Below are 19755 nucleotides of genomic sequence, written 5' to 3' on the forward strand. Positions count from 1 at the left end.
AGTGGCGGTTTCAGCGGCGCATGCCGTCTGGCTTGAAGTCCGGCCAGGGGAGAAATCGATGGAAATGGCGCGTGAGGCTGCGGGACCCGAGGCTTCCTCGACGCGGGTGCGCCTCGCGGCCGCTTCGGAGCTGCGCGACGATGTTGCGTTGCCTGCCAGGGTCGACGGCGTGGATCTCGTCGTGATCGGGCACGGCGGCGGCGCGTTGGTCTACCAGGGGCATTGCCCGCACCGGGGCACGCTGCTGGCCGAAGGCGCCATCGAGCATGGCGTGCTCACTTGCCGCGGCCACGGCTGGCGCTTCGACTGCGGCACCGGCACCGTTGTCGAGCGGCCCGAAATCTGCCTGAAGCGGTTTGCCGCCGTCATCGAGGACGGCGCGGTCATGGCGGACCGCGACGAGATCCTTGCGTGGCAGCGCCTGCAGGCGCTGCCGGATCCGGCAGCGCCATCCCCAGGCCCGGGCCCCGGCCTGCGCTCGCTCTCGGAGCTTCCCGGTCCGAAAGGCCTGCCCTGGTTGGGCAGCGCGCTGCAGTTGCAATGGCAGCAGCAGCGGATGCATCTCGTCTTCGAGCAATGGTGCGAGGAATTCGGCCCCCTGTTCTGCGTCCGCATGGCGAACCGGCCAGCCCTGGTGATCGCCGAAGGGGTATTGATCGACAAGATCCTCCGCGACCGGCCCGCGACCTATCGCCGTATCGGCGCGCTGGAGGCGGTGGCGCTGGAGATGGGCGCGCTAGGCGTGTTCTCCGCCGAGGGCGAGGTATGGCGCAGGCAGCGCCGGCCGGTGGCGCAGGCGCTGGACGCGCACCGGCTGCGTGCCTTCTTGCCGATGCTGGCCAGCGTCACGCGCAGGCTGGAGCGGCGCTGGCATAAGGCGGCCGCGCAGCGGCGGCGGGTGGATGTGCAGCACGACCTGATGCGCTACACGGTAGATGTGACAACCGCCCTGGCCTTCGGCTACGACATCAACACGCTGGAGCGCGAGGGCGAGGTCATCCAGCAGCATCTCGAACAGATCCTGCCGATGGTGAACCGGCGCGTCAATGCGCCATTCCCGTACTGGCACTATGTCAGGCTCCCGGCGGATCGCTCGTTCGACCGCGCCCTCGCGGCAATCCACCAGATCATCGGCGAGTTCATCGCCGCGGCCCGCGAGCGGCTGGCGCGGGCGCCGGAGCTTGCCGCGCAGCCGGCCAATTTCCTGGAGGCGATGCTGGTGGCCCAGCAGACGGGGCAGGCGCCGCTGGACGACGAGGAACTGTTCGCGAATATCTTCACGATACTCGTAGCGGGCGAGGATACGACCGCCAATACCGTTGCCTGGATGATGTACTTCATGTGCTGCCACCCGGAGGTGCAGCGCAGGATGCAGGAGGAGGTGGGGATAGTGCTGAGGCAGGCGGACGTCCTGCAGGACATGCGGGATGCCGCCAGGCTGGTGTACGTGGAGGCGGTCGCGCACGAGTCGTTGAGGCTCAAGCCGGTCGCGCCGCTCTTCTTCCTGGAACCGAATGAAGACGTGGAAGTGGGCGGCGTCCGGGTGCCGCGCGGGACGCTGCTGGTGTTGGTGAACCGGCCCAATGCACTGCAGGAGCACAACTTTCCCGCAGCCCGCGAGTTCCGGCCGGAGCGCTGGCTGCTGGGCGCCACTCCGGCGGCCCAGCATCGCAGCGGCTTCGTGCCGTTCGGCTCGGGACCGCGCTTGTGCCCCGGACGCAGTCTCGCGCTGCTGGAGGCCAAGGCGGCGATTTCGATGGTCTGCCAGAACTTTGACATCCGCCACGCGCCCGAGTCGGGCCCGGTCGGGGAGGCTTTCGGCTTTACGATGATGCCGACGGACCTTTGGGTGATGTTCTCGGCGCGATAGTTGAATGGCCAGCCTGGCTGATCAGCCAGGCGGCAGCGTCGTCAATCCACCTGCGCCCCGGACTTCTTCACGATCACCGCCCATTTGTCGAGATCGGCCTTGAGCATGGCGCCGAACTGCTGCGGCGTGCCGGCGAGGACTTCGGCGCCTTGCGCCGCCAGTTTGTCGCGCAGCGTCTTGTCGGCGAGCGCGGCCTGCATGGTCTGCGCGAGCTTTTGCGTGACTTCCTTCGGCGTGCCCCTGACCGCGAACAGGCCGACCCACAGGTCGCCGCTGTAGCCGGGCACGGTCTCGCCGATGGCCGGGATGTCTGGCGCGAACGGCGAGCGCCTGGCGGAGCTGACGCCGAGCGCGCGCACCTTGCCGGCCTTGATATGCGCCAGCACCGAGGGCAGGCTGGCGAAGGCCAGCGGCACCTGATTGCCAAGCACATCGTTGAGCGCCGGCGCCACGCCCTTGTAGGGCACGTGCTCCAGCTTGATGCCGGCCATGCTGTTGAGCATTTCGCCCAGCAGGTGGTTGAGCGTGCCGTTGCCGGCGGAGGCATAGCGGTAGAAATCCGGCTTGGCCTTGGCCATGCTGATCAGTTCGGGCAGCGTCCTGGCGGGAAAGGCGGGGTTGGCCACCAGCACATTGGGCACGCTCGCCACCGGCGAGATCGGCTCGAAATCGCGCACCGGATCGAACGGCACCTGGCGGTACAGCGACGGGTTGATGGCCTGGGTGCTGCTGATGGTCATCAGCAGGGTGTAGCCGTCGGGCGCCGAGCGCGCGGCCGTCTGCGTGCCGATATTGCCGCCGGCGCCGGGGCGGTTTTCCACCACCACCTGCTGGCCGAGGCGTTGCGACAGGTCGGCCGCCACCAGGCGCGCGACGATGTCGTTGGTGCCGCCCGGCGCCTGCGGCACGATCATCTGGATAGGCTTGGCGGGATAAGTCTCGGCCTGCGCGGCGGCGCCGGCGAACAGCGAAATCGCCGCGGCGATGCCGGCCAGGACATGGCGGGTGCGTTGCATGGTGTCTCCTCGATGTTGGGATGGCGGCATAGCAGTCTTTTCCTGCCGATGGCTACGCCTTGCCTGTCGCTGGCAGCGACTCTACACGAGGGTTTTGCGCCGGAGAAATTCAATCGCCGACTACCGCCATAAGATTTATTTATTCCGCTGAGCCTGGCTGGGCGGCGCCCGGCGCTGGCTTGAGCGAGCCGCCCTGGGCGATGCGCGCGTCGACGATCTCGCGCAGGATCTCGGCCACCGCTTCCGCCGCGCGCGTGCGCGGCAGCGCGCGGGGCCAGCACAGCGAAAGCGTGCGGCGCAACTCGGGCAGGATCAGGCGCGTGGGCATGGCGGCATCGCTCGGGTCTACCGCCGAGGCCGGCAGGATGGTGCAGGCCAACCCTTCGCGCGCTGCGCCCAGCAGGAAGGGCAGGGAGTCCAGGTCGGCTACCACATTGAGTGCCGCGCCAGCCTGCGCGAAGCCGCGCTCCAGCACTTCGCGCAGGCCCTGCGAGCCGCTCGGCAGGACCAGCGGCACGCCCGCCAGTTGCCTGAGCGCGATGGTGTCGCGGCGGGCACGGCGGCGGCCGGCGGCGTCTGGCGCCTCGGGCGGGTTGCCGATCAGGTACAGCGACTCGCTGGCCAGCATTTCGGGTTCCACCGCGCGCGAAGCCGTGTCGCGGAACAGGATGGCGAAATCGAGCCGGTTGTTGTTGAGCAGCTCCGAGATGTAGCCGCTCATGCTCTCAAACAGTTGCAGGCGTACCTGCGGGTAGCGCGCCCGCACCGCCCGGATCAGCGGCATGCCAAAGGCCGCGGCGGCGGTGGTGGGCAAGCCGATGGCCACCGCGCCGGAGACCTCGGCGCCCGCCGCACGCACGTCGGCGCCGGCACTTTCCACCTGCTTGAGGATGGTGCGCGCATGCCGGTACAGGGTCTTGCCGGCCTCGGTCGGCTTCACGCCCTTGGGGCCGCGGTGCACCAGCGGCACGCCGTATTCGGCCTCCAGCGCGGCAAGTTGCTGGCTCAGCGCCGGCTGCGCCACGCACACCGCTTCCGCGGCGCGGGTCAGGCTGCCGTGGTCGACGATGGCCACGAAGTAGCGCATRGAGCGGATATCCATTGGGTGTCCTTGGTTTGGCGTTTCCCGTGTGAGGTATTTATTCTACTTATGGGCGACTAGGCATTCCCTATTTCCCAGCGGATGCCGCCAGGCGCTAGATTGTGGGCTGGCCGGCCGGTTTCGCGCTTTCGCGCCGCCGGCCTCCACCCCCACGTACCCAAGCATCAACGAGTCCAGCCATGTCCCAACCGCTGCAAGGTATCACCGTCGTATCCCTGGAGCAGGCGATTGCCGCGCCGTTCTGCACCCGCCAGCTGGCCGACCTCGGCGCGCGCGTGATCAAGATCGAGCGCCCCGGCGTGGGCGACTTCGCGCGCGCCTACGATAACCGGGTGCGCGGCTTGTCCTCGCACTTCGTGTGGACCAACCGCTCGAAGGAGAGCGTGACGATGGACGTCAAGCACGCGCAGGCGGCACCAGTGCTGGACGCGCTGCTGGCGCGCGCCGATGTGCTGGTGCAGAACCTGGCGCCGGGTGCGGCGGCGCGTCTGGGGCTTGATTACGAGGCGCTGAGCGCGCGCTTTCCGCGCCTGATCGTTTGCGATATCTCCGGCTATGGCGCCGACGGTCCCTACCGCGACAAGAAGGCCTATGACCTGCTGGTGCAGAGCGAATCGGGCTTTGTCTCGGTCACGGGCACGCCCGGAGAGGGCGTAAAGGCCGGCGCCTCGGTGGCCGACATCGCCGCCGGCATGTATGCCTACAGCAATATCCTGGCGGCGCTGATCGAGCGCGGCCAGACCGGGCGCGGCAAGCGCATCGATATCTCGATGCTGGAATCCACCGTGGAGTGGATGGGTTTCCCGCTCTACTACGCCTTCGACGGTGCCGAGCCGCCCCCGCGCGCCGGCGCCGCCCATGCCACCATCTATCCCTATGGCCCTTTCCCCACCGGCGACGGCAAGACCGTGATGCTGGGCCTGCAGAACGAACGCGAGTGGAACACCTTCTGCCAGCGCGTGCTGGAAGACCCGGCGCTCGCCACGCATCCCGACTACGCCGACAACACCCTGCGCAGCGCCAACCGCGCCGCGCTGCGCGCGCGCATCGTGGAGGCATTTGCCGCGCTCAGCGCCGAGCAGGTCACCGCGCGGCTCGAAGCAGCCGGCATCGCCAACGCGCGCGTGAACACCATGGCCGATGTCTGGGCGCATCCGCAACTGGCCGCGCGAGCGCGCTGGCGCCAGGTCGATACGCCCGCCGGCCCCGTGCCCGCGCTGCTGCCGCCCGGCGTGCAAGAGGCGCGCATGGACCCGGTGCCGGCGGTGGGCGAACATACCGACGCGGTGCTGGCCGAACTTGGCCTGACGCCCGTGCAGGTGGCGGCGCTGCACGGCGCGGGCGTGGTATGAGCGACGCTGCTGCCATCAGGGCGCCCGCCCGCAGCTACCTGTTCGTGCCCGCCACGCACCCCGAGCGCATCGGGCGCGCGATCGGTTCGGGGGCGGATGCGGTCATTGTCGATTTCGAGGACGCGGTGGCGCCCGACGCCAAAGCGTCGGCGCGCGAGGGCCTGGCCGGTTCCTGGCTACAGTGGCAGGCCCGGGCGGCCGCCGCCGGCGTGTCTCTGCTGGTGCGCGTGAATGCCGCCGACAGCGAATATCACGCGGGGGACCTGGACTGGTGCCGCGCCCGGCGGGCGCGTGACCTGGTATTGCCCAAGGCCGATGCCGCCGCCCTCGACGCGCTGGCGCTTGCCTTGCCGCACGCCAATTATTATCCGCTGATGGAAACCGCTGCGGGCTTTGCCGACCTGCGCGCGGTGAGCCGCGCGGCCGGCGTGGTGCGGTTGCTGTTGGGCAGCATCGACCTGATGTTCGACCTGGACGTGGCGGACGAGGACGAGCCGCTGGACTATTTCCGCGCCAGGTTGGTGATGCATTCGCGCGCGGCGGGATTGCCGGCGCCGGTGGACGGGGTTTGCACGGCCATCGGCGATGCCGTGGAGCTGGCCCGGCAGACCACGCGCGCGCGGCGCTTCGGGTTTGGCGCCAAGCTGCTGATCCATCCGCAGCAGGTGGCGCAGGTGCATGCCGGGCTGGCGCCGTCGGAACGGGAGCGGGCCTGGGCGCGGCGCATCGTGGCCGCCGCCGCCGGTGCGCAGGGCGCCGCGCTCGCGGTCGACGGCAAGATGGTGGACCGGCCGGTACTGGAGCGCGCGCGCAAGATCCTGCGGCAGGCCGGCTAGGTTGGGGCGGTGGGCGATCCGCGCGCGTGCTGCGCCGCGTCAGCGAGCGCCAGGGCGAGCGCTGGCTGGTGCGGCGCCTGAACGGCCTGCGCTGGAGGCGCCGTGCGACCGGTGCGGAGCGTGGCCTGGAAGGTGGCTAGGGCGCTGGCGAAGTGCTTCCGCAGCCTGCTTCAGCAACCAAAACGCGCCTTGTCACATGAGCGGCGCACGCTGCGCATGCCGCTGCGCAGCATCGAATTGTCTTGTCATTGCGCCACCGTTATTCATAATTATGAATTATTGGGCCTGGCAAGACACATCCGAGGCCATCCCGATGCCATTGCATTCTTCCATCCGGAGGCACCATGCGCATCATCCAGCAGGCCCTGTACCTCGAGGTGGCGGAGCGCCTGCGCACCATGATCGACGAGCACGCGCTGATGCCGGGTGCCTGGATCGACGAAGCCAGCGTGGCCGAATCGATGGGTATCTCGCGCACGCCGATGCGCGAGGCGCTCAAGGTCCTCGCCGCCGAAGGCCTGGTGCGGCTGGAGCCACGCCGCGGCTGCTTCGTCAATGCGCTGTCCGAGCAGGACCTCGACGAGATCTTCCCGCTGATGGCGCTGCTGGAAGGGCGCTGCGCCTATGAGGCCGCGCGTAACGCCACCGCTGCCGACCTGGAGGCCCTGGAGAGCCTGCATGCCGATCTGGCGCGATACGCCCAGGGCGGCAATATCGACGCCTACTACGAAACCAATTACCAGATCCACGAAGCGATCCAGCAGCTCGCCGGCAATCGCTGGCTGTCTGGGCTGATCAGCGATTTGCGCAAGGTGCTGCGGTTGTCGCGCCACAAGAGCCTGAAGCTGCCGGGCCGCATCCGCGAATCCTGCGCCGAACATCTGTCGGTGTTCTCCGCGCTCAAGGCGCACGATCCCGAGGGCGCCGAAACCCTGATGAAGACACACTTGCTGCGCCAGCGCGCCGCGCTCAGGGCGCTGGACGCGGCAGAGTTGCAGGCGCCCGCGGATACCGCCGCGGGCGCCGGTTCATCCATCCATCGATAGCAGGTACCCCATGGATACCCTCAGCAACAGCGAACAGAAAGCCAGTGCTCCCGTCAGTGCTCCCCTCAGCGGGCCCGAGCCCTCGGGCGAGACCCTGTTGTCGCGCTTCGGCCGCTGGTGGGGCCGCAAGGGCGAGCGCGATGGCAACGCGAGGCCCGATGCCGGCATCGCTGCCAAGGCGGACGCCGGGCCCGTGACCTTGCCGGCCCGTGTGCTGCGCAGGCAGCGCGAGCAACTGCGCCTGTGCTTTGACGCGCGCCTGACCGACGGCGCCGCCAACACCGCCGCGCAGACCTGGCGCGCCGAGTACGAGGCGGCGGGCGACGATGCGCGCCAGGCCATGCTCGCCGTGCTGGCGGAAGTCGCGGCCAATGGCAGCACGGAGGCGGGCGAGGACGGCAAGGCCGCCAAAGCGGCCGCCGGCCTGCCGCAAGCCATGTCGACCGCGCGCATCCGTTTCTTCAAGCGCCTGGCCGCCTTGCACGGCCAGCAGGGCGCCAGCGTGTGCGGCCTGCATTTCCTGATCGGCTTGCGCGCCGACATGCTGCGCTGGCATAAGCGCGTGCCGGGCCCGCACCCGCTCGACGACGATCTCGAAGCGCTGTTCTCCAACTGGTTCGACGTCGGCCTGCTCGAATTGCAGCCGATCACCTGGGACTCGCCGGCCTCGCTGCTGGAGAAGCTGATCCGCTACGAAGCCGTGCACGAGATCGCCTCCTGGGCGGATTTGCGCAACCGGCTCGATTCGGACCGGCGCTGCTATGCCTTCTTCCATCCGCGCATGCCGCGCGAGCCACTGATCTTTGTCGAGGTGGCCTTCGTGCCCGAGATGGCGGCAAACGTCCATGCGCTGCTGGACGAGGCCGCGCCGCTGGAAGACCTGCGCCGCGTGAAGTGGGCCATCTTCTATTCCATCTCCAATACGCAGGCGGGCTTGCGCGGCGTGAGCTTTGGCAATTTCCTGCTCAAGCGCGTGATCGAGGAGTTGCAGCGCGAGTTTCCCAAGCTCAAGCAGTTCGCCACGCTGTCCCCAATTCCCGGCTTTGCCGACTGGCTGCGCAAGCGCGACGGCGAGTCGGTGGGCAAGGTGCTGGGCGACAAGCGCCTGGCGCGCTGGAGCGAGCGGCACGGCGCCCCGCCCGCCGACGGCGCAGGCTGGCTGGCGGCGCTGCCGGCGGATTCCGAGGACGTACTGGTGCGCGACACAGCGCTGGCGCTGGCCGCGCACTACCTGGTGCGCGAGCGCCAGCAGGCGCTGCCGGCCGACCCTGTGGCACGCTTCCACCTGGGCAATGGCGCCTGCGTGGAGCGCCTGAACTGGGCCGCCGACCTGTCGCGCAAGGGGCGCGCGCAGTCGTGCGGCATGATGGTGAACTACCTTTACGCGACCGAGGCGCTGGATGACAATCTGGTTCGCCTCGGCAACGGCAACCCGCGGATCAGTCGCGCGGTGAGCAAGCTGTTGTGACCCTCGTCAGGTCGTAAACAGGGCCATTTTCACGGGCCATTCAGCAGTCCTTCATTTGACTTTCCGCAGCATAAGAGAGAGGAGATAGGTTCATGAATCGTCGTCAGTTTCAACTGGCAGGGCTGGCTTGCGCGCTTGGCGCGGGTCTCGGCGCGGTTGCTCCCGTGGCGCAGGCCGACACCTGGCCGTCCAAGCCGATCACCGTGATCGTGCCGTTCCCCGCCGGCGGCGGCACCGATGCCTTCGCCCGTCCCCTTACCGCCCAGCTCTCCAAGCAGCTCGGCAAGCAGTTCGTGATCGACAATCGCGGTGGCGCTGGCGGGACGGTGGGCGCCAGCATTGCATCCAAGGCCGCGCCGGATGGCTATACCGTGTTTATCGGCGGCGCCCATCATGCCATTGCGCCGTCGTTCTACAAGAAGCTCGACTATGACATCGAGAAGGATTTCATCCCCGTCACGGTGATCGCGCAGCCACCGCAGGTGATCGTGGTGAACCCGGCCAAGGTGAGCGCCAACACGCTGGGCGAACTGATTGACTATGCCAAGAAGAACCCTGGCAAACTGAACTACGCCTCGGCCGGCAATGGCTCCTCCCACCACCTCGCGGGCGAGCTGTTCAAGCTGCAGACCAAGACCTTCATCACGCATATTCCCTACAAGGGCGCGGGTCCTGCGCTGTCCGACCTGATTGCGGGCCAGGTCGACATGGACTTCGACGGGCTCGGCTCCTCGGCCCAGCATATCCGCGCCGGCCGCATCAAGCCGCTGGCGGTGGCTTCCTCCAAGCGTTCGGCCGCTTTCCCGAATGTGCCAACCGCCGCCGAGGCGGGTGTGCCCAACTATGAAGTTTCCACCTGGTATGCGATGTGGGTGCCCAAGGGCACGCCCAAGGACATCGTAGACGCGGCGCGGTGGAGTTCGCGCGCGACGGTGACGTGGCCACCGTCACGCTGTCGCATGCGGGCAAGCTCAATGCGATCTCGGTGGCGATGTGGCGCGCGCTGGCGGAGGGTTTTGCGCAGCTGTCGGCCGATCCGTCGCTGCGCTGCGTGGTGATACGCGGCGCCGATGGCAACTTCGCCGCCGGCGCCGACATCGCCGAGTTTCCCGGGGAGCGGGGCGACGCCGCCGCGCTGCGCCGCTATCACGTGGCGGTGATCGCGCCGGCACTGGCCGCCATCGCCGGCTGCCTCCATCCCACGGTGGCGATGATCGAGGGGGTTTGCGTGGGCGGCGGGCTGGAGATCGCCTGCCATTGCGACCTGCGCATCGCCGCCGGCGACAGTCGCTTCGGCGTGCCGATCAACCGTCTCGGCTTTCCCATGGCCCCCGGCGAACTGACGGGGCTGCTGGCCCTGGCTGGCCGCGCGGTGACGCTGGAGATCCTGCTGGAGGGGCGCGTGTTCGACGCCGCCGAGGCGCGCGACAAGGGGCTGCTGACGCGCGTGGTGCCGGCCACGGCGCTCGGCGAGGAAGTGGCCGCCACGGTGAAGCGTATCGTCGCGGGCGCGCCGTTGGCTGCACGTATCAACAAGGAGAGCATCCGGCGTCTCGCGCCGGCCCCCGAGCCGCTGAGCGCGGCGGAGCTGGAGGCGCACTTCCGCTATGGCGGCAGCAGCGACCATGCCGAAGGCGTGGCCGCATTCCTGGCGCGCCGGCCGCCGCGCTTTACCGGGCAGTAGCAACGGGCCTATCATTGCCGGCTATTGATCGGGATGCCCATGCTATTGCCGATTCCGTTTTTTATCTTCCGCAACATGAACGCCAACCTGTTCGCCCTATTTGAATCCCGCTTTCCGGCGGATCGCAGTGCCTGCTGCATCGAGACCCACGACGGCCTCTACTACAGCTGGGACGACCTCGACCGCGCCACCGCCCGGATGGCCAACCTGCTGACCGCGCTCAAGCTGCCCGAGGGCGCGCGCGTGGCGGTGCAGGTGGAGAAGTCGCCCGAGGCGCTGTTCCTGTACCTGGCCACGCTGCGCGCCGGCTACGTCTACCTGCCGCTCAATACCGCCTACCAGGAGGCCGAGATCGATTATTTCGTCGGCAATGCGGAGCCGGCGGTGGTGGTGTGCAGTAGCGCTAACTTCGGCTGGGTTTCCAAAGTGGCGTTCCGCCACGGCACGCAGCATGTGTTCACGCTGGACGACGACCGCTCGGGCTCGCTGCTGTCCCGCGCCGCCGCGCAGCCGGACAGCTTCGCCACCGTGGCGCGCGGCGCCGGCGATCTTGCCGCCATCCTGTACACCTCGGGCACCACCGGGCGCAGCAAGGGCGCCATGCTGAGCCACGGCAACCTCGCTTCCAACGCGAAGACGCTGCACGAATACTGGGGCTGGCGCAGCGACGACGTGCTGCTGCACATGCTGCCGATCTTCCACGTGCACGGCCTCTTCGTGGCTTCGCATGGCGCGCTGCTGGCCGGCGCCAAGATGATCTGGGCGCCCAGGCTCGACATGGCCCAGGTGCTGAAATTCCTGCCGCGTTCCACCGTGATGATGGGCGTGCCCACCTACTACGTGCGCATGCTGCAGGAGGCGCGCTTCGACGACGATACCTGCCGCCGCATGCGGCTGTTCGTGTCCGGCTCGGCGCCGCTGCTGATGGAGACCTTCGACGCCTTCCGCGAGCGTACCGGGCACACCATCCTGGAGCGTTACGGCATGAGCGAGACCGTGATGCTGGTCTCCAACCCTTACGAGGCGGATGCCGGCGAGCGCATCGGCGGCACCGTCGGCAAGGCGCTGCCGGGCGTTTCCGTGCGCGTGGTGGATGGCGACGGCAAGGTTTGCGCGGCCGGCGAGATCGGCAACGTGGAGGTGCGCGGACCCAACGTGTTCCATGGCTACTGGCGCATGCCGGAAAAGACGCAGGAAGAGTTCACCGAGGACGGCTGGTTCAAGACCGGCGACGTGGGCCGCTTTGGTGGCGCCATCGTCAGCCAGGCCGGCGAGCGCAAGGTGCCGGACGACTACCTGACCATCGTCGGCCGCAGCAAGGACCTGATCATCTCCGGCGGCTACAACGTCTATCCGAAGGAGATCGAGAGCTTTATCGACGAGATGCCGGGCGTGGCGGAAAGCGCCGTGATCGGCGTGCCGCATGCCGACTTCGGCGAAGCGGTGGTAGCGGTGGTGGTCGGCAAGCCGGGCGCGGAGCTCGACGAGTCCATCCTGATCGGCTCGCTCAAGGGCCGCATCGCCAACTTCAAGGTGCCCAAGCGCGTGCACCTGGTCGATGAACTGCCGCGCAACACCATGGGCAAGGTGCAGAAGAACGTGCTGCGCCAGCAGTTCGCGGCGCTGTAAGCCTGCGAGGCGGCGGTCAGGGCCGCCGCCTCGCTGTCATGCCGGCCTGGCTCACCAGGTCACGCCGAGCCACTCCTTCAGTTGCGTGGCCTTCGACCGGCTCACCGGCACCAGCGTGTGTTCCGCATCGTCCATCACCAGCTGGATATGCTCTTCCGACCGGATCACTTCGATCGCGTGCGGAAGGCTGACGATATGGCTGCGGTGGACGCGCAGGTAGACGCTGTCATCCAGGCGATGCTCAAGATCCGTCAGCGAGAGATTGGACAGGTAGCGCTCGTCCCTGGTCACGATCGTCGTGTAGTGGCCATCGCCCTGGAACCGCACGATGTCCTTCAGGTCCACCAGGATCACGCGGTTCTTGCGGTACACGGGAATCTTGAATAGCCGCCGCGGCGACGGCACGTTGCCGCCCGCGCGCTGTTCATCCGGTTCCGTCGTGAGATCCGTCACGTCGTAGAAAATCATGCAGGTGCCGCAGATACCGCCCGAGGCCGTCATCTTGGACACCTTGATCAGCAGGATCCGGTCGGGGATGTTGATCATCATGGCGAGCGGCGGAGGCGACTTCACCGGGCATCCGCTGGCGTCCTCCGCCTGAAGCAGGAAGCGCAGCTTCTCCCGGCTCTTCTCCGGGTGCAACTGCAACACATCGATCCCGATCAGCTTGTCCTGGCTGACGCCCAGCGACTGCTCGCTGGCGGGGCCCAGGATTTGCATCGCCACATCGTTGAACGCGGTGACATGCCCCTGCGCATCGAGCCAGACGATGCCCGGATTGAACTGCTCCAGTTTGTGCTGGAACGTCTCCTGGCGACGCGCATCGGGCGTCGTCACGGTGAAGGGCGCATGGCGGTCCATTCACATCTCCTGGTCATTCATGGGGCCCCTCGTGCGCCTGGCCCGGCATTTCCCTTGTGCATTTCTGTTGTATGTGCAACCTGCATTTCGTGCAAGTTTCCGACGCCTGGCGCAGGCAAAACGGCCGTTCGGGAATTCAAATTGCTTTGCTGCGGTGCATTCTGAAATGCTGCAAGAAACACTGCGCGCCCGGGGCATCGCTGGCCTGGACGGGAACTGGCGCATGACAAGGAGACCGATGTGATACCTCGTCCGTTCGAATATCACTTGCCGAAGACGTTGCCGGAGGCGTTCGCCTTGCTCGGAGAGTACGGCGACGACGCCAAGCTTCTTGCCGGCGGCCACAGCCTGCTGCCCATGATGAAGCTGCGCTTCGCCGAGCCCGGCCACCTGATCGACCTGGGCAAGCTGGCGGAACTCAAGGGCATTCGCGAGGACGGTGGCGAGATCCGCATCGGTGCCATGACGACCGAGAACGAGCTGATCTGGTCGGCCTTGTTGCAGGAGAAATGCCCTCTGCTGGTCGAAGGCGCGCGCCAGATCTCGGACCCGCAGGTGCGCTACCGGGGCACGCTCGGCGGCGACATCTCGCACGGCGATCCGGGCAACGATCATCCGGCGCTGATGATCGCGCTGGACGCCTCGTTCGTGCTCGCGGGCAAGCTTGCCGAGCGCGTGGTGCCGGCCGACGGCTTCTTTCTCGGCACCTACATGACGCTGCTCGAAGCGGACGAGATCCTGACCGAAATCCGCATTCCGGTGCGGGCCACGGGCAGCGGCCATTGCTACGCCAAGCTCAAGCGCAAATCCGGCGACTTCGCCACCGCCGCCACGGCGGTGATGCTGCGTATGCGCGGCGAGACCGTGGAGGATGTGCGCATCGCGCTGACCAATGCCGCGCCGACCGCCCTCAGGGCCAGCGACGCAGAGCAATACCTGCGCGGCAAACCGCTCGACGATGCCGCCATTGCCGAGGCCGCGCGGCTGGCGATGGCCATCTGCGACCCGGCCGAGGACCTGCGCGGCGACGTCGAATACAAGACGGCGATGGCGGGTGAGATGACGCAGCGCGCGCTGCGCGTTGCTTATTCGCGCGCCGCGCACTGAACTGGCGATACGGTAAGCCGATAAGCAGGTTCCGGAGGCACGACATGAGCAAAAAGACGATGGTGTCGTTCAGGCTGAACGGCAAGGACACGGACGTGGTGGTCGAGCCGCGCGAACTGCTGATCCACACATTGCGGGAGCGGTGCCTGCACACCGGCCCGCACATCGGCTGCGAGACTTCGCATTGCGGCGCCTGCACGGTCGACATGAACGGCATGTCGGTCAAGGCCTGCACGGTGCTGACGGTGCAGGCGGAGGGCGCGGACCTGCTGACCGTGGAAGGCATGGCGCAAGGCGGCGAGCTGCACGCGCTGCAGGAAGCCTTCATGCAGGAGCACGCGCTGCAATGCGGCTTCTGCACGCCCGGCATGCTGATCCGCGCGCACCGGCTGCTGCAGGAGATCCCCGACCCGAGCGAGGAGGAGATCCGCTACTGGATGGCCGGCAACCTCTGCCGCTGCACGGGCTACCAGAACATCGTGAAAGCCGTGCAGTACGCCGCGCGCAAGCTGCGCGGCGAGGCGGTCCAGACCTCGCATCCGCTGATGGGCGAGACGCAGTGATCCCGCCGTCATCCAACATCGACGCAACGGAGAAGCATGATGGGAAATATGAATGCCGAATCCGAGCGCGTGGCCGCGCTGGAAGGCATGGGCTGTTCGCGCAAGCGCCGCGAGGATCCGCGCTTCCTGCAGGGCAAGGGCACCTATGTCGATGACATCAAGATGCCGGGCATGCTGTTCGGCGTGATGGTGCGCAGCCCGTACGCGCATGCGCGCGTGAAGAAGATCGACAAGTCGCGCGCGCTCGCGCATCCCGGCGTGCACGCGGTGCTGACCGCCGATGACCTGAAGCCGCTCAAGCTGCACTGGATGCCGACGCTGGCCGGCGACGTGCAGGCGGTGCTGGCCGACGAGAAGGTCTGCTTCCAGAACCAGGAGGTGGCGTTCGTCGTGGCCGACGACCGCTATGTCGCGGCCGATGCCGCGGAACTGGTGGAAGTGGAATACGAGGAACTGCCCGCGCTGGTCGATCCGCTGCAAGCCCTGGCGCCGGACGCGCCGGTGATCCGCGAGGACATCCGCGACAAGCAGGCGGGCGCGCATGGCGCGCGCAGGCATCCCAATCACATCTTTACGTGGAATATCGGCGACAAGGACAAGACCGACCGCGTGTTCGACAACGCTGAAGTCACCGTGACGCAGGACATGCTGTATCCCCGCGTGCATCCGTGCCCGCTGGAGACGTGCGGCTGCGTGGCGTCCTACGACAAGGCGCGCGGGGACCTCACGGTCTACATCACCTCGCAGGCGCCGCATGTGGTGCGTACGGTGGTTGGCCTGCTGTCCGCCATCCCGGAGTCGAAGATCCGCATCATCTCGCCGGATATCGGCGGTGGCTTCGGCAACAAGGTTGGCGTGTATCCCGGCTATGTCGTTTCCATCGTGGCATCGATCGTGCTCGGGCGGCCGGTCAAGTGGATCGAATCGCGCGCGGAGAATCTCAGCACCACCGCGTTTGCCCGCGACTATCACATGCAGGGCGAACTCGCCGCGGACAGCGACGGGCGCATCAAGGCACTGCGCGTGCATGTCGTCGCGGATCATGGCGCCTTCGACGCGTGCGCCGACCCCACCAAGTGGCCGGCGGGCATGTTCCATGTGTGCACCGGTTCCTACGCGATCCCCAACGCCTTCGTCTCGGTCGATGGCGTCTACACCAACAAGTTTCCTGGCGGCGTGGCCTACCGCTGCTCGTTCCGCGTCACCGAGGCGGTCTACCTGATCGAGCGCATGCTCGACGTGCTGGCCCTGAAGCTTGGCATCGACAAGACCGAACTGCGGCTGCGCAACTTCATACGCAAGGACCAGTTCCCGTATCTCACGCCGCTGGGGCTCGAGTACGATTCCGGCGATTACGAAACCGCGCTGCGCAAGGTACTGGACGCCGTTGACTATCCCGCGCTGCGCGCCGAGCAGGCGGCGCGGCGGGCTGACAAGCATGCCGAGTGGCTGATGGGCATCGGTGTCAGCACCTTTACCGAGATTGTCGGCGCGGGGCCGTCGAAGTCGTGCGACATCCTCGGCATCGGCATGTTCGATTCGTGCGAGATCCGCGTGCATCCGGACGGCTCGGCCATCGCCCGGATGGGCACGATCACGCAGGGGCAGGGCCACCAGACGACTTACGCGCAGATCATTGCTTCGGAGGCCGGCATTCCGGCATCGGTGATCCAGGTGGAGGAGGGCGATACGTCCACCGCGCCGTACGGCCTTGGCACCTACGGCTCGCGCTCCACGCCGGTTGCCGGCGCGGCGGTGGCGCGGGCGGCGCGCAAGATCCGCGAGAAGGCCCGGCTGATCGCCGCGCACCTGTTCGAGGTCGGCCCGGACGATGTCGAGTTCGACCTGGACCGCTTTGCCCTGAAGGGTTCGCCCGGACAGTTCAAGACCTTGAAGGAGGTCGCATGGGCCGCCTACAACAACGTGCCGGAAGGCATGGAAATGGGGCTGGAAGCGGTGGACTACTACGATCCGCCCAACTTCACCTTCCCGTTCGGCGCCTACGTTTGCGTGCTCGATATCAACCGCTACTCGGGCGAGACGCGGGTGCGCCGCTTCTACGCGCTGGATGACTGCGGCACGCGCATCAACCCGATGATCATCGAAGGGCAGATCCACGGCGGGCTGACGGAGGGCTTCGCCGTGGCGATGGGGCAGGAGATGCCCTACGACGAAGCCGGCAACCTGCTGGGCGCCACGCTGATGGACTACTTCATCCCGACCGCGATCGAAACGCCGCACTGGGATACCGATTTCAYTGTCACGCCGTCGCCGCATCACCCTATTGGCGCGAAAGGCGTGGCCGAATCGCCGCACGTCGGCTCGATCCCGTGCTTCACCTCGGCGGTGGTCGATGCCTTCGCGCACCTGGGTGTCACGCATATGAACATGCCCCACAGCGCCTATCGCGTCTGGCAGCAAAGCCGCGCGCTCGGGCTGGCGGAGCGCTGACGCCAGGAGCCCGCCATCGCGCCGCGTGCGGTGGCCGGCGGCGGCTCACGAACTCGAGGACAGCCCGATGAAAGTCGTACTCGAAAAGGTATTTCCGCTGGCATCCACGGTCGATGCCGCGTGGCATTCCCTGCGGGACGTCGAGGCCGTGGCCGCGTGCATGCCGGGCGCGACGATCACCGAGCGCGTGGATGCCACGCACTACAAGGGGACGATTGTCGTTCGACTCGGCCCCGCCACGATGTCGTTCAAGGGCGATATCGAAGTGCTTGGCCTCGATCCGGCCGCGCGAAGCCTGCATCTGGCCGGCAAGGGCGCGGATTCGACGGGCTCTTCCGCCGCGTCGATGGACCTGCTCGCGACCGTGCGGGCGGCAGGCGCGGCTTGCGAGCTGGCCGGCAGGAGTGAGGTGACAATGAGCGGGAAGGCGGCCGCGTTTGGCGGACGGATGATGAACGCGGTGGGGGACCAGATCCTCAAGCAATTCGCTGCCAATTTCGCGGCGCTTGTGCAGGCGCCGCGGGCACGGCCCGCTGCGGATGCCGCCGATACCCCCGTGCCGGAGGCGGCCGCGCCGCAAGCCGGGTTGAACGGCCTGGCGCTTGCCTGGGCCATGCTGCGCGACTGGGTGCGCGGGATCTTTTCCCGCAAGGCCACCTGACCGGATGCCCGAGCCCGCCATGACCACCGGCCGCATGAACGACGTGATATCGCTGCAGCAGCGCCTGGAGCGGCATGGCTATATTGCCGAGCGCAGCTTCGCGGCGACCCTGCTGCTGACCATGGAGATGCGCCGTCCCCTGTTGCTGGAGGGCGAGGCGGGCGTCGGCAAGACCGAGGTCGCGAAAGCGCTAGCGCGCTTGCTGGACACGCGCCTGATCCGCCTGCAGTGCTATGAAGGGCTGGACGCGCATTCGGCGCTCTACGAGTGGAACTACCAGCACCAGTTGCTGGCGATCAAGCTGCTGGAGCAGGACGAACGCCCGGTCCCGGACAAGGAGCAGGACATTTTCTCCGAGCGCTACTTGTTGAAGCGGCCATTGCTGGAGGCGATCACCACGACGCCGGCGCCGGTGCTGCTGATCGACGAGATAGACCGTACGGACGAAGCGTTTGAAGCGTACTTGCTGGAGTTGCTGTCGGACTTCCAGATGTCGATTCCGGAGCTCGGCGTGATCCGCGCGGCGGAGCGTCCCTTCGTGATCCTGACCTCGAACGGCACGCGCGAGATCTCCGATGCGCTGCGCCGCCGCTGCCTGTACCAGTATGTGGACTATCCGAGCTTCGACAAGGAACTGCTGATCGTGCGCATGCAGGTGCCGGAGGTGCCGGAGAAGCTCGCGCGCCAGGTCGTCGAGTTCGTGCAGGCCTTGCGGCAGATGGATATGCAGAAGCGGCCCGGCCTTGCCGAGACGCTCGACTGGGTGTCGGCCCTGCTTCGGCTGGGCATCAGCGCGCTCGACGCCGGCGGCGTCGAGCGGATCATGGATTCCCTCTCCGCCCTCGTCAAGACGCGCGCGGACCAGGCCGGGCTGACCCGTCCGGTCGTGGAAAAGCTGGCCGCAGCATGCTGACCGCCATCCCTTGCGCCGACGAACGGGCGCCTGCGCAAAGTCTCGGTGCCATGCTCGAATCCCGCTATGCCGGGTTCGCGGGATGGCTGCGCGCCAACGGCTTTGGCATCACCAGCAGCGAGATGGCCGCCGCGATGGAGGTGGCGCAGCGCATGGGGCAGATGGATAGCCAGCTGCTGCGCTGGAGCCTGCGCGCGCTGTTGTGCTCGCGCGCCGAGGAATGGCGCCGCTTCGATGCGCTGTTCGACGCCTACTTCCTCAGGCCGAACCGCCGCGCGCTGGTGCGGGCCCATGCGGGCGGCGCTGGCCGCATGGCGCGGCAGCGCGACGGCGGCCGGCCCGACGACAGCGAAGGCACGCCGCTGGCACCCGGTGGATATGGCGACGACACGACCGGTATGGGCAGCGCGGCCGCGCGCGGCGTCTCGGACGAGGCCTCGCTCGCCCACGCGGATTTTCGCCATCTCAACCAGCCCGATGCACTGTTCGCCATCGACGAGGCGATGCGGCGCTTCGCGCAGCGGCTGCGCGGCATACAGACACGCCGCGAACGCCGCGCCGTGTCCGGCCGCGTGATCGACATGCCGTCGACGATCCGACGCAGCGTGTCGCGCGGCGGCCTGCCGCTGGACCTGGCCTGGCGGCGCCCGCAGCGGCGGCGTCCCCGCATCATGCTGCTGCTGGATGTGAGCCGCTCGATGAGCCTGTACAGCTTCTTCTTTCTCCGGCTTGCACGGGTGTTGAGCGCGCGCGTTTCCGACGTGCATTGCTTCATCTTCCATACGCGGCTGGTGGGTATCGCGCAGGCGCTGCGCGATCCGGATCCCTGGCGCTCGCAGGAGCGGCTGGCGCTTCTGTCGGCGGGGTGGGCGGGCGGCACGCGCATCGGCGAAAGCCTGGATGAATTCAACCGGCAGCATGCCGCGGCGCTGCTGCACTCGCGCACCGCCGTCGTCATCGTCAGCGACGGCTACGATGCCGGCGCGCCGGCGTTGCTGCGGCAGTCGCTGCACAGGATCCGGCGGCGTTGCCGCACCCTGGTCTGGCTCAATCCGCTCGCGGGCCAGCCCGGCTTTACGCTGACCAGCGCCGGCATGTTGGCAGCGCTGCCGTATATCGACCTGCTGGCCGGCGCGCGCGATCTCGCAAGTCTTCAGCAAGTGCTGCCACAAGTGCTGTCCATTCTGCAATGAAGC

At 67.6% G+C, this 19755-nt stretch carries 17 protein-coding genes; 14 read left to right on the forward strand and 3 right to left on the reverse strand.

Annotated elements, in window-relative coordinates:
- The first annotated feature begins 58 nt into the window (after positions 1–58).
- Positions 59–1870, forward strand: coding sequence for a cytochrome P450 (locus tag AC1DN0_RS03485; protein WP_477111107.1), 1812 nt, complete (start codon positions 59–61; stop codon positions 1868–1870).
- A 41-nt stretch (positions 1871–1911) separates the two neighbouring features.
- Here the strand turns inward: AC1DN0_RS03485 and AC1DN0_RS03490 are convergent, their stop codons facing one another.
- Both AC1DN0_RS03490 and AC1DN0_RS03495 read right to left on the reverse strand, forming a co-directional pair.
- A complete protein-coding gene (locus AC1DN0_RS03490; RefSeq protein WP_441625369.1) occupies positions 1912–2886 on the reverse strand; it encodes a Bug family tripartite tricarboxylate transporter substrate binding protein in 975 nt (324 codons plus the stop codon).
- A gap of 139 nt (positions 2887–3025) precedes the next feature.
- A complete protein-coding gene (locus AC1DN0_RS03495) occupies positions 3026–3988 on the reverse strand; it encodes a LysR substrate-binding domain-containing protein (RefSeq protein ID WP_477102998.1) in 963 nt (320 codons plus the stop codon).
- Between the two features lie 179 nt (positions 3989–4167).
- Here AC1DN0_RS03495 and AC1DN0_RS03500 point away from each other — a divergent pair, with 179 nt between their 5' ends.
- The 7 genes from AC1DN0_RS03500 (at position 4168) to AC1DN0_RS03530 (ending at position 12003) form a co-directional block, all read left to right on the forward strand.
- The gene (locus tag AC1DN0_RS03500) at positions 4168–5340 is read left to right on the forward strand and encodes a CaiB/BaiF CoA transferase family protein (protein ID WP_477111108.1); all 1173 of its coding nucleotides are present in this window, start codon (positions 4168–4170) and stop codon (positions 5338–5340) included.
- Positions 5337–6176 carry an HpcH/HpaI aldolase/citrate lyase family protein gene (locus tag AC1DN0_RS03505; RefSeq protein ID WP_441625363.1) on the forward strand — a complete coding sequence of 280 codons (840 nt, stop codon included), beginning with the start codon at positions 5337–5339 and terminating at the stop codon, positions 6174–6176. The genes AC1DN0_RS03500 and AC1DN0_RS03505 overlap by 4 nt, the downstream gene beginning before the upstream one ends.
- Positions 6177–6520: 344 nt before the next feature.
- Entirely contained in the window at positions 6521–7222 is a 702-nt protein-coding gene (locus AC1DN0_RS03510) for a GntR family transcriptional regulator (RefSeq protein WP_441625361.1), read from the forward strand.
- Between the two features lie 10 nt (positions 7223–7232).
- Positions 7233–8690: a malonyl-CoA decarboxylase domain-containing protein gene (locus tag AC1DN0_RS03515; protein WP_477111109.1), complete on the forward strand. Its 1458-nt coding sequence runs from the start codon at positions 7233–7235 to the stop codon at positions 8688–8690.
- Between the two features lie 92 nt (positions 8691–8782).
- The gene (locus tag AC1DN0_RS03520; protein WP_477145538.1) at positions 8783–9748 is read left to right on the forward strand and encodes a Bug family tripartite tricarboxylate transporter substrate binding protein; all 966 of its coding nucleotides are present in this window, start codon (positions 8783–8785) and stop codon (positions 9746–9748) included.
- Positions 9682–10374 (forward strand): enoyl-CoA hydratase/isomerase family protein, encoded by a 693-nt coding sequence (locus AC1DN0_RS03525; protein WP_477145549.1) that lies wholly within the window; start codon positions 9682–9684, stop codon positions 10372–10374. Before AC1DN0_RS03520 ends, AC1DN0_RS03525 begins: the two co-directional genes overlap by 67 nt.
- A gap of 75 nt (positions 10375–10449) precedes the next feature.
- Positions 10450–12003, forward strand: coding sequence for a malonate--CoA ligase (locus AC1DN0_RS03530; RefSeq protein ID WP_441625513.1), 1554 nt, complete (start codon positions 10450–10452; stop codon positions 12001–12003).
- Between the two features lie 51 nt (positions 12004–12054).
- Here the strand turns inward: AC1DN0_RS03530 and AC1DN0_RS03535 are convergent, their stop codons facing one another.
- Complete coding sequence (locus AC1DN0_RS03535) at positions 12055–12864, reverse strand: LytR/AlgR family response regulator transcription factor (RefSeq protein WP_477111111.1); 810 nt, start codon at positions 12862–12864, stop codon at positions 12055–12057.
- 240 nt (positions 12865–13104) lie between these two features.
- On the opposite strand from AC1DN0_RS03535, the gene AC1DN0_RS03540 reads away from it, so the two are divergent.
- The 6 genes from AC1DN0_RS03540 to AC1DN0_RS03565 all read left to right on the forward strand — a co-directional run bounded on the left by AC1DN0_RS03540 (position 13105) and on the right by AC1DN0_RS03565 (position 19752).
- The gene (locus AC1DN0_RS03540) at positions 13105–13971 is read left to right on the forward strand and encodes an FAD binding domain-containing protein (RefSeq protein WP_477111112.1); all 867 of its coding nucleotides are present in this window, start codon (positions 13105–13107) and stop codon (positions 13969–13971) included.
- 44 nt (positions 13972–14015) lie between these two features.
- Positions 14016–14534, forward strand: a complete 519-nt coding sequence (locus AC1DN0_RS03545; protein ID WP_441625349.1) for a (2Fe-2S)-binding protein — start codon at positions 14016–14018, stop codon at positions 14532–14534.
- A gap of 36 nt (positions 14535–14570) precedes the next feature.
- On the forward strand, positions 14571–16985 hold the full coding sequence (locus AC1DN0_RS03550) for an aerobic carbon-monoxide dehydrogenase large subunit (protein WP_477145539.1): 2415 nt from the start codon (positions 14571–14573) through the stop codon (positions 16983–16985).
- 67 nt (positions 16986–17052) lie between these two features.
- Entirely contained in the window at positions 17053–17646 is a 594-nt protein-coding gene (locus tag AC1DN0_RS03555) for an SRPBCC family protein (RefSeq protein ID WP_441625345.1), read from the forward strand.
- A 19-nt stretch (positions 17647–17665) separates the two neighbouring features.
- Entirely contained in the window at positions 17666–18559 is an 894-nt protein-coding gene (locus AC1DN0_RS03560) for an AAA family ATPase (RefSeq protein ID WP_441625343.1), read from the forward strand.
- Positions 18553–19752, forward strand: a complete 1200-nt coding sequence (locus tag AC1DN0_RS03565; protein WP_477111114.1) for a vWA domain-containing protein — start codon at positions 18553–18555, stop codon at positions 19750–19752. The genes AC1DN0_RS03560 and AC1DN0_RS03565 overlap by 7 nt, the downstream gene beginning before the upstream one ends.
- Positions 19753–19755: the final 3 nt, after the last annotated feature.

The organism is Cupriavidus sp. 05N39 (assembly GCF_056397325.1).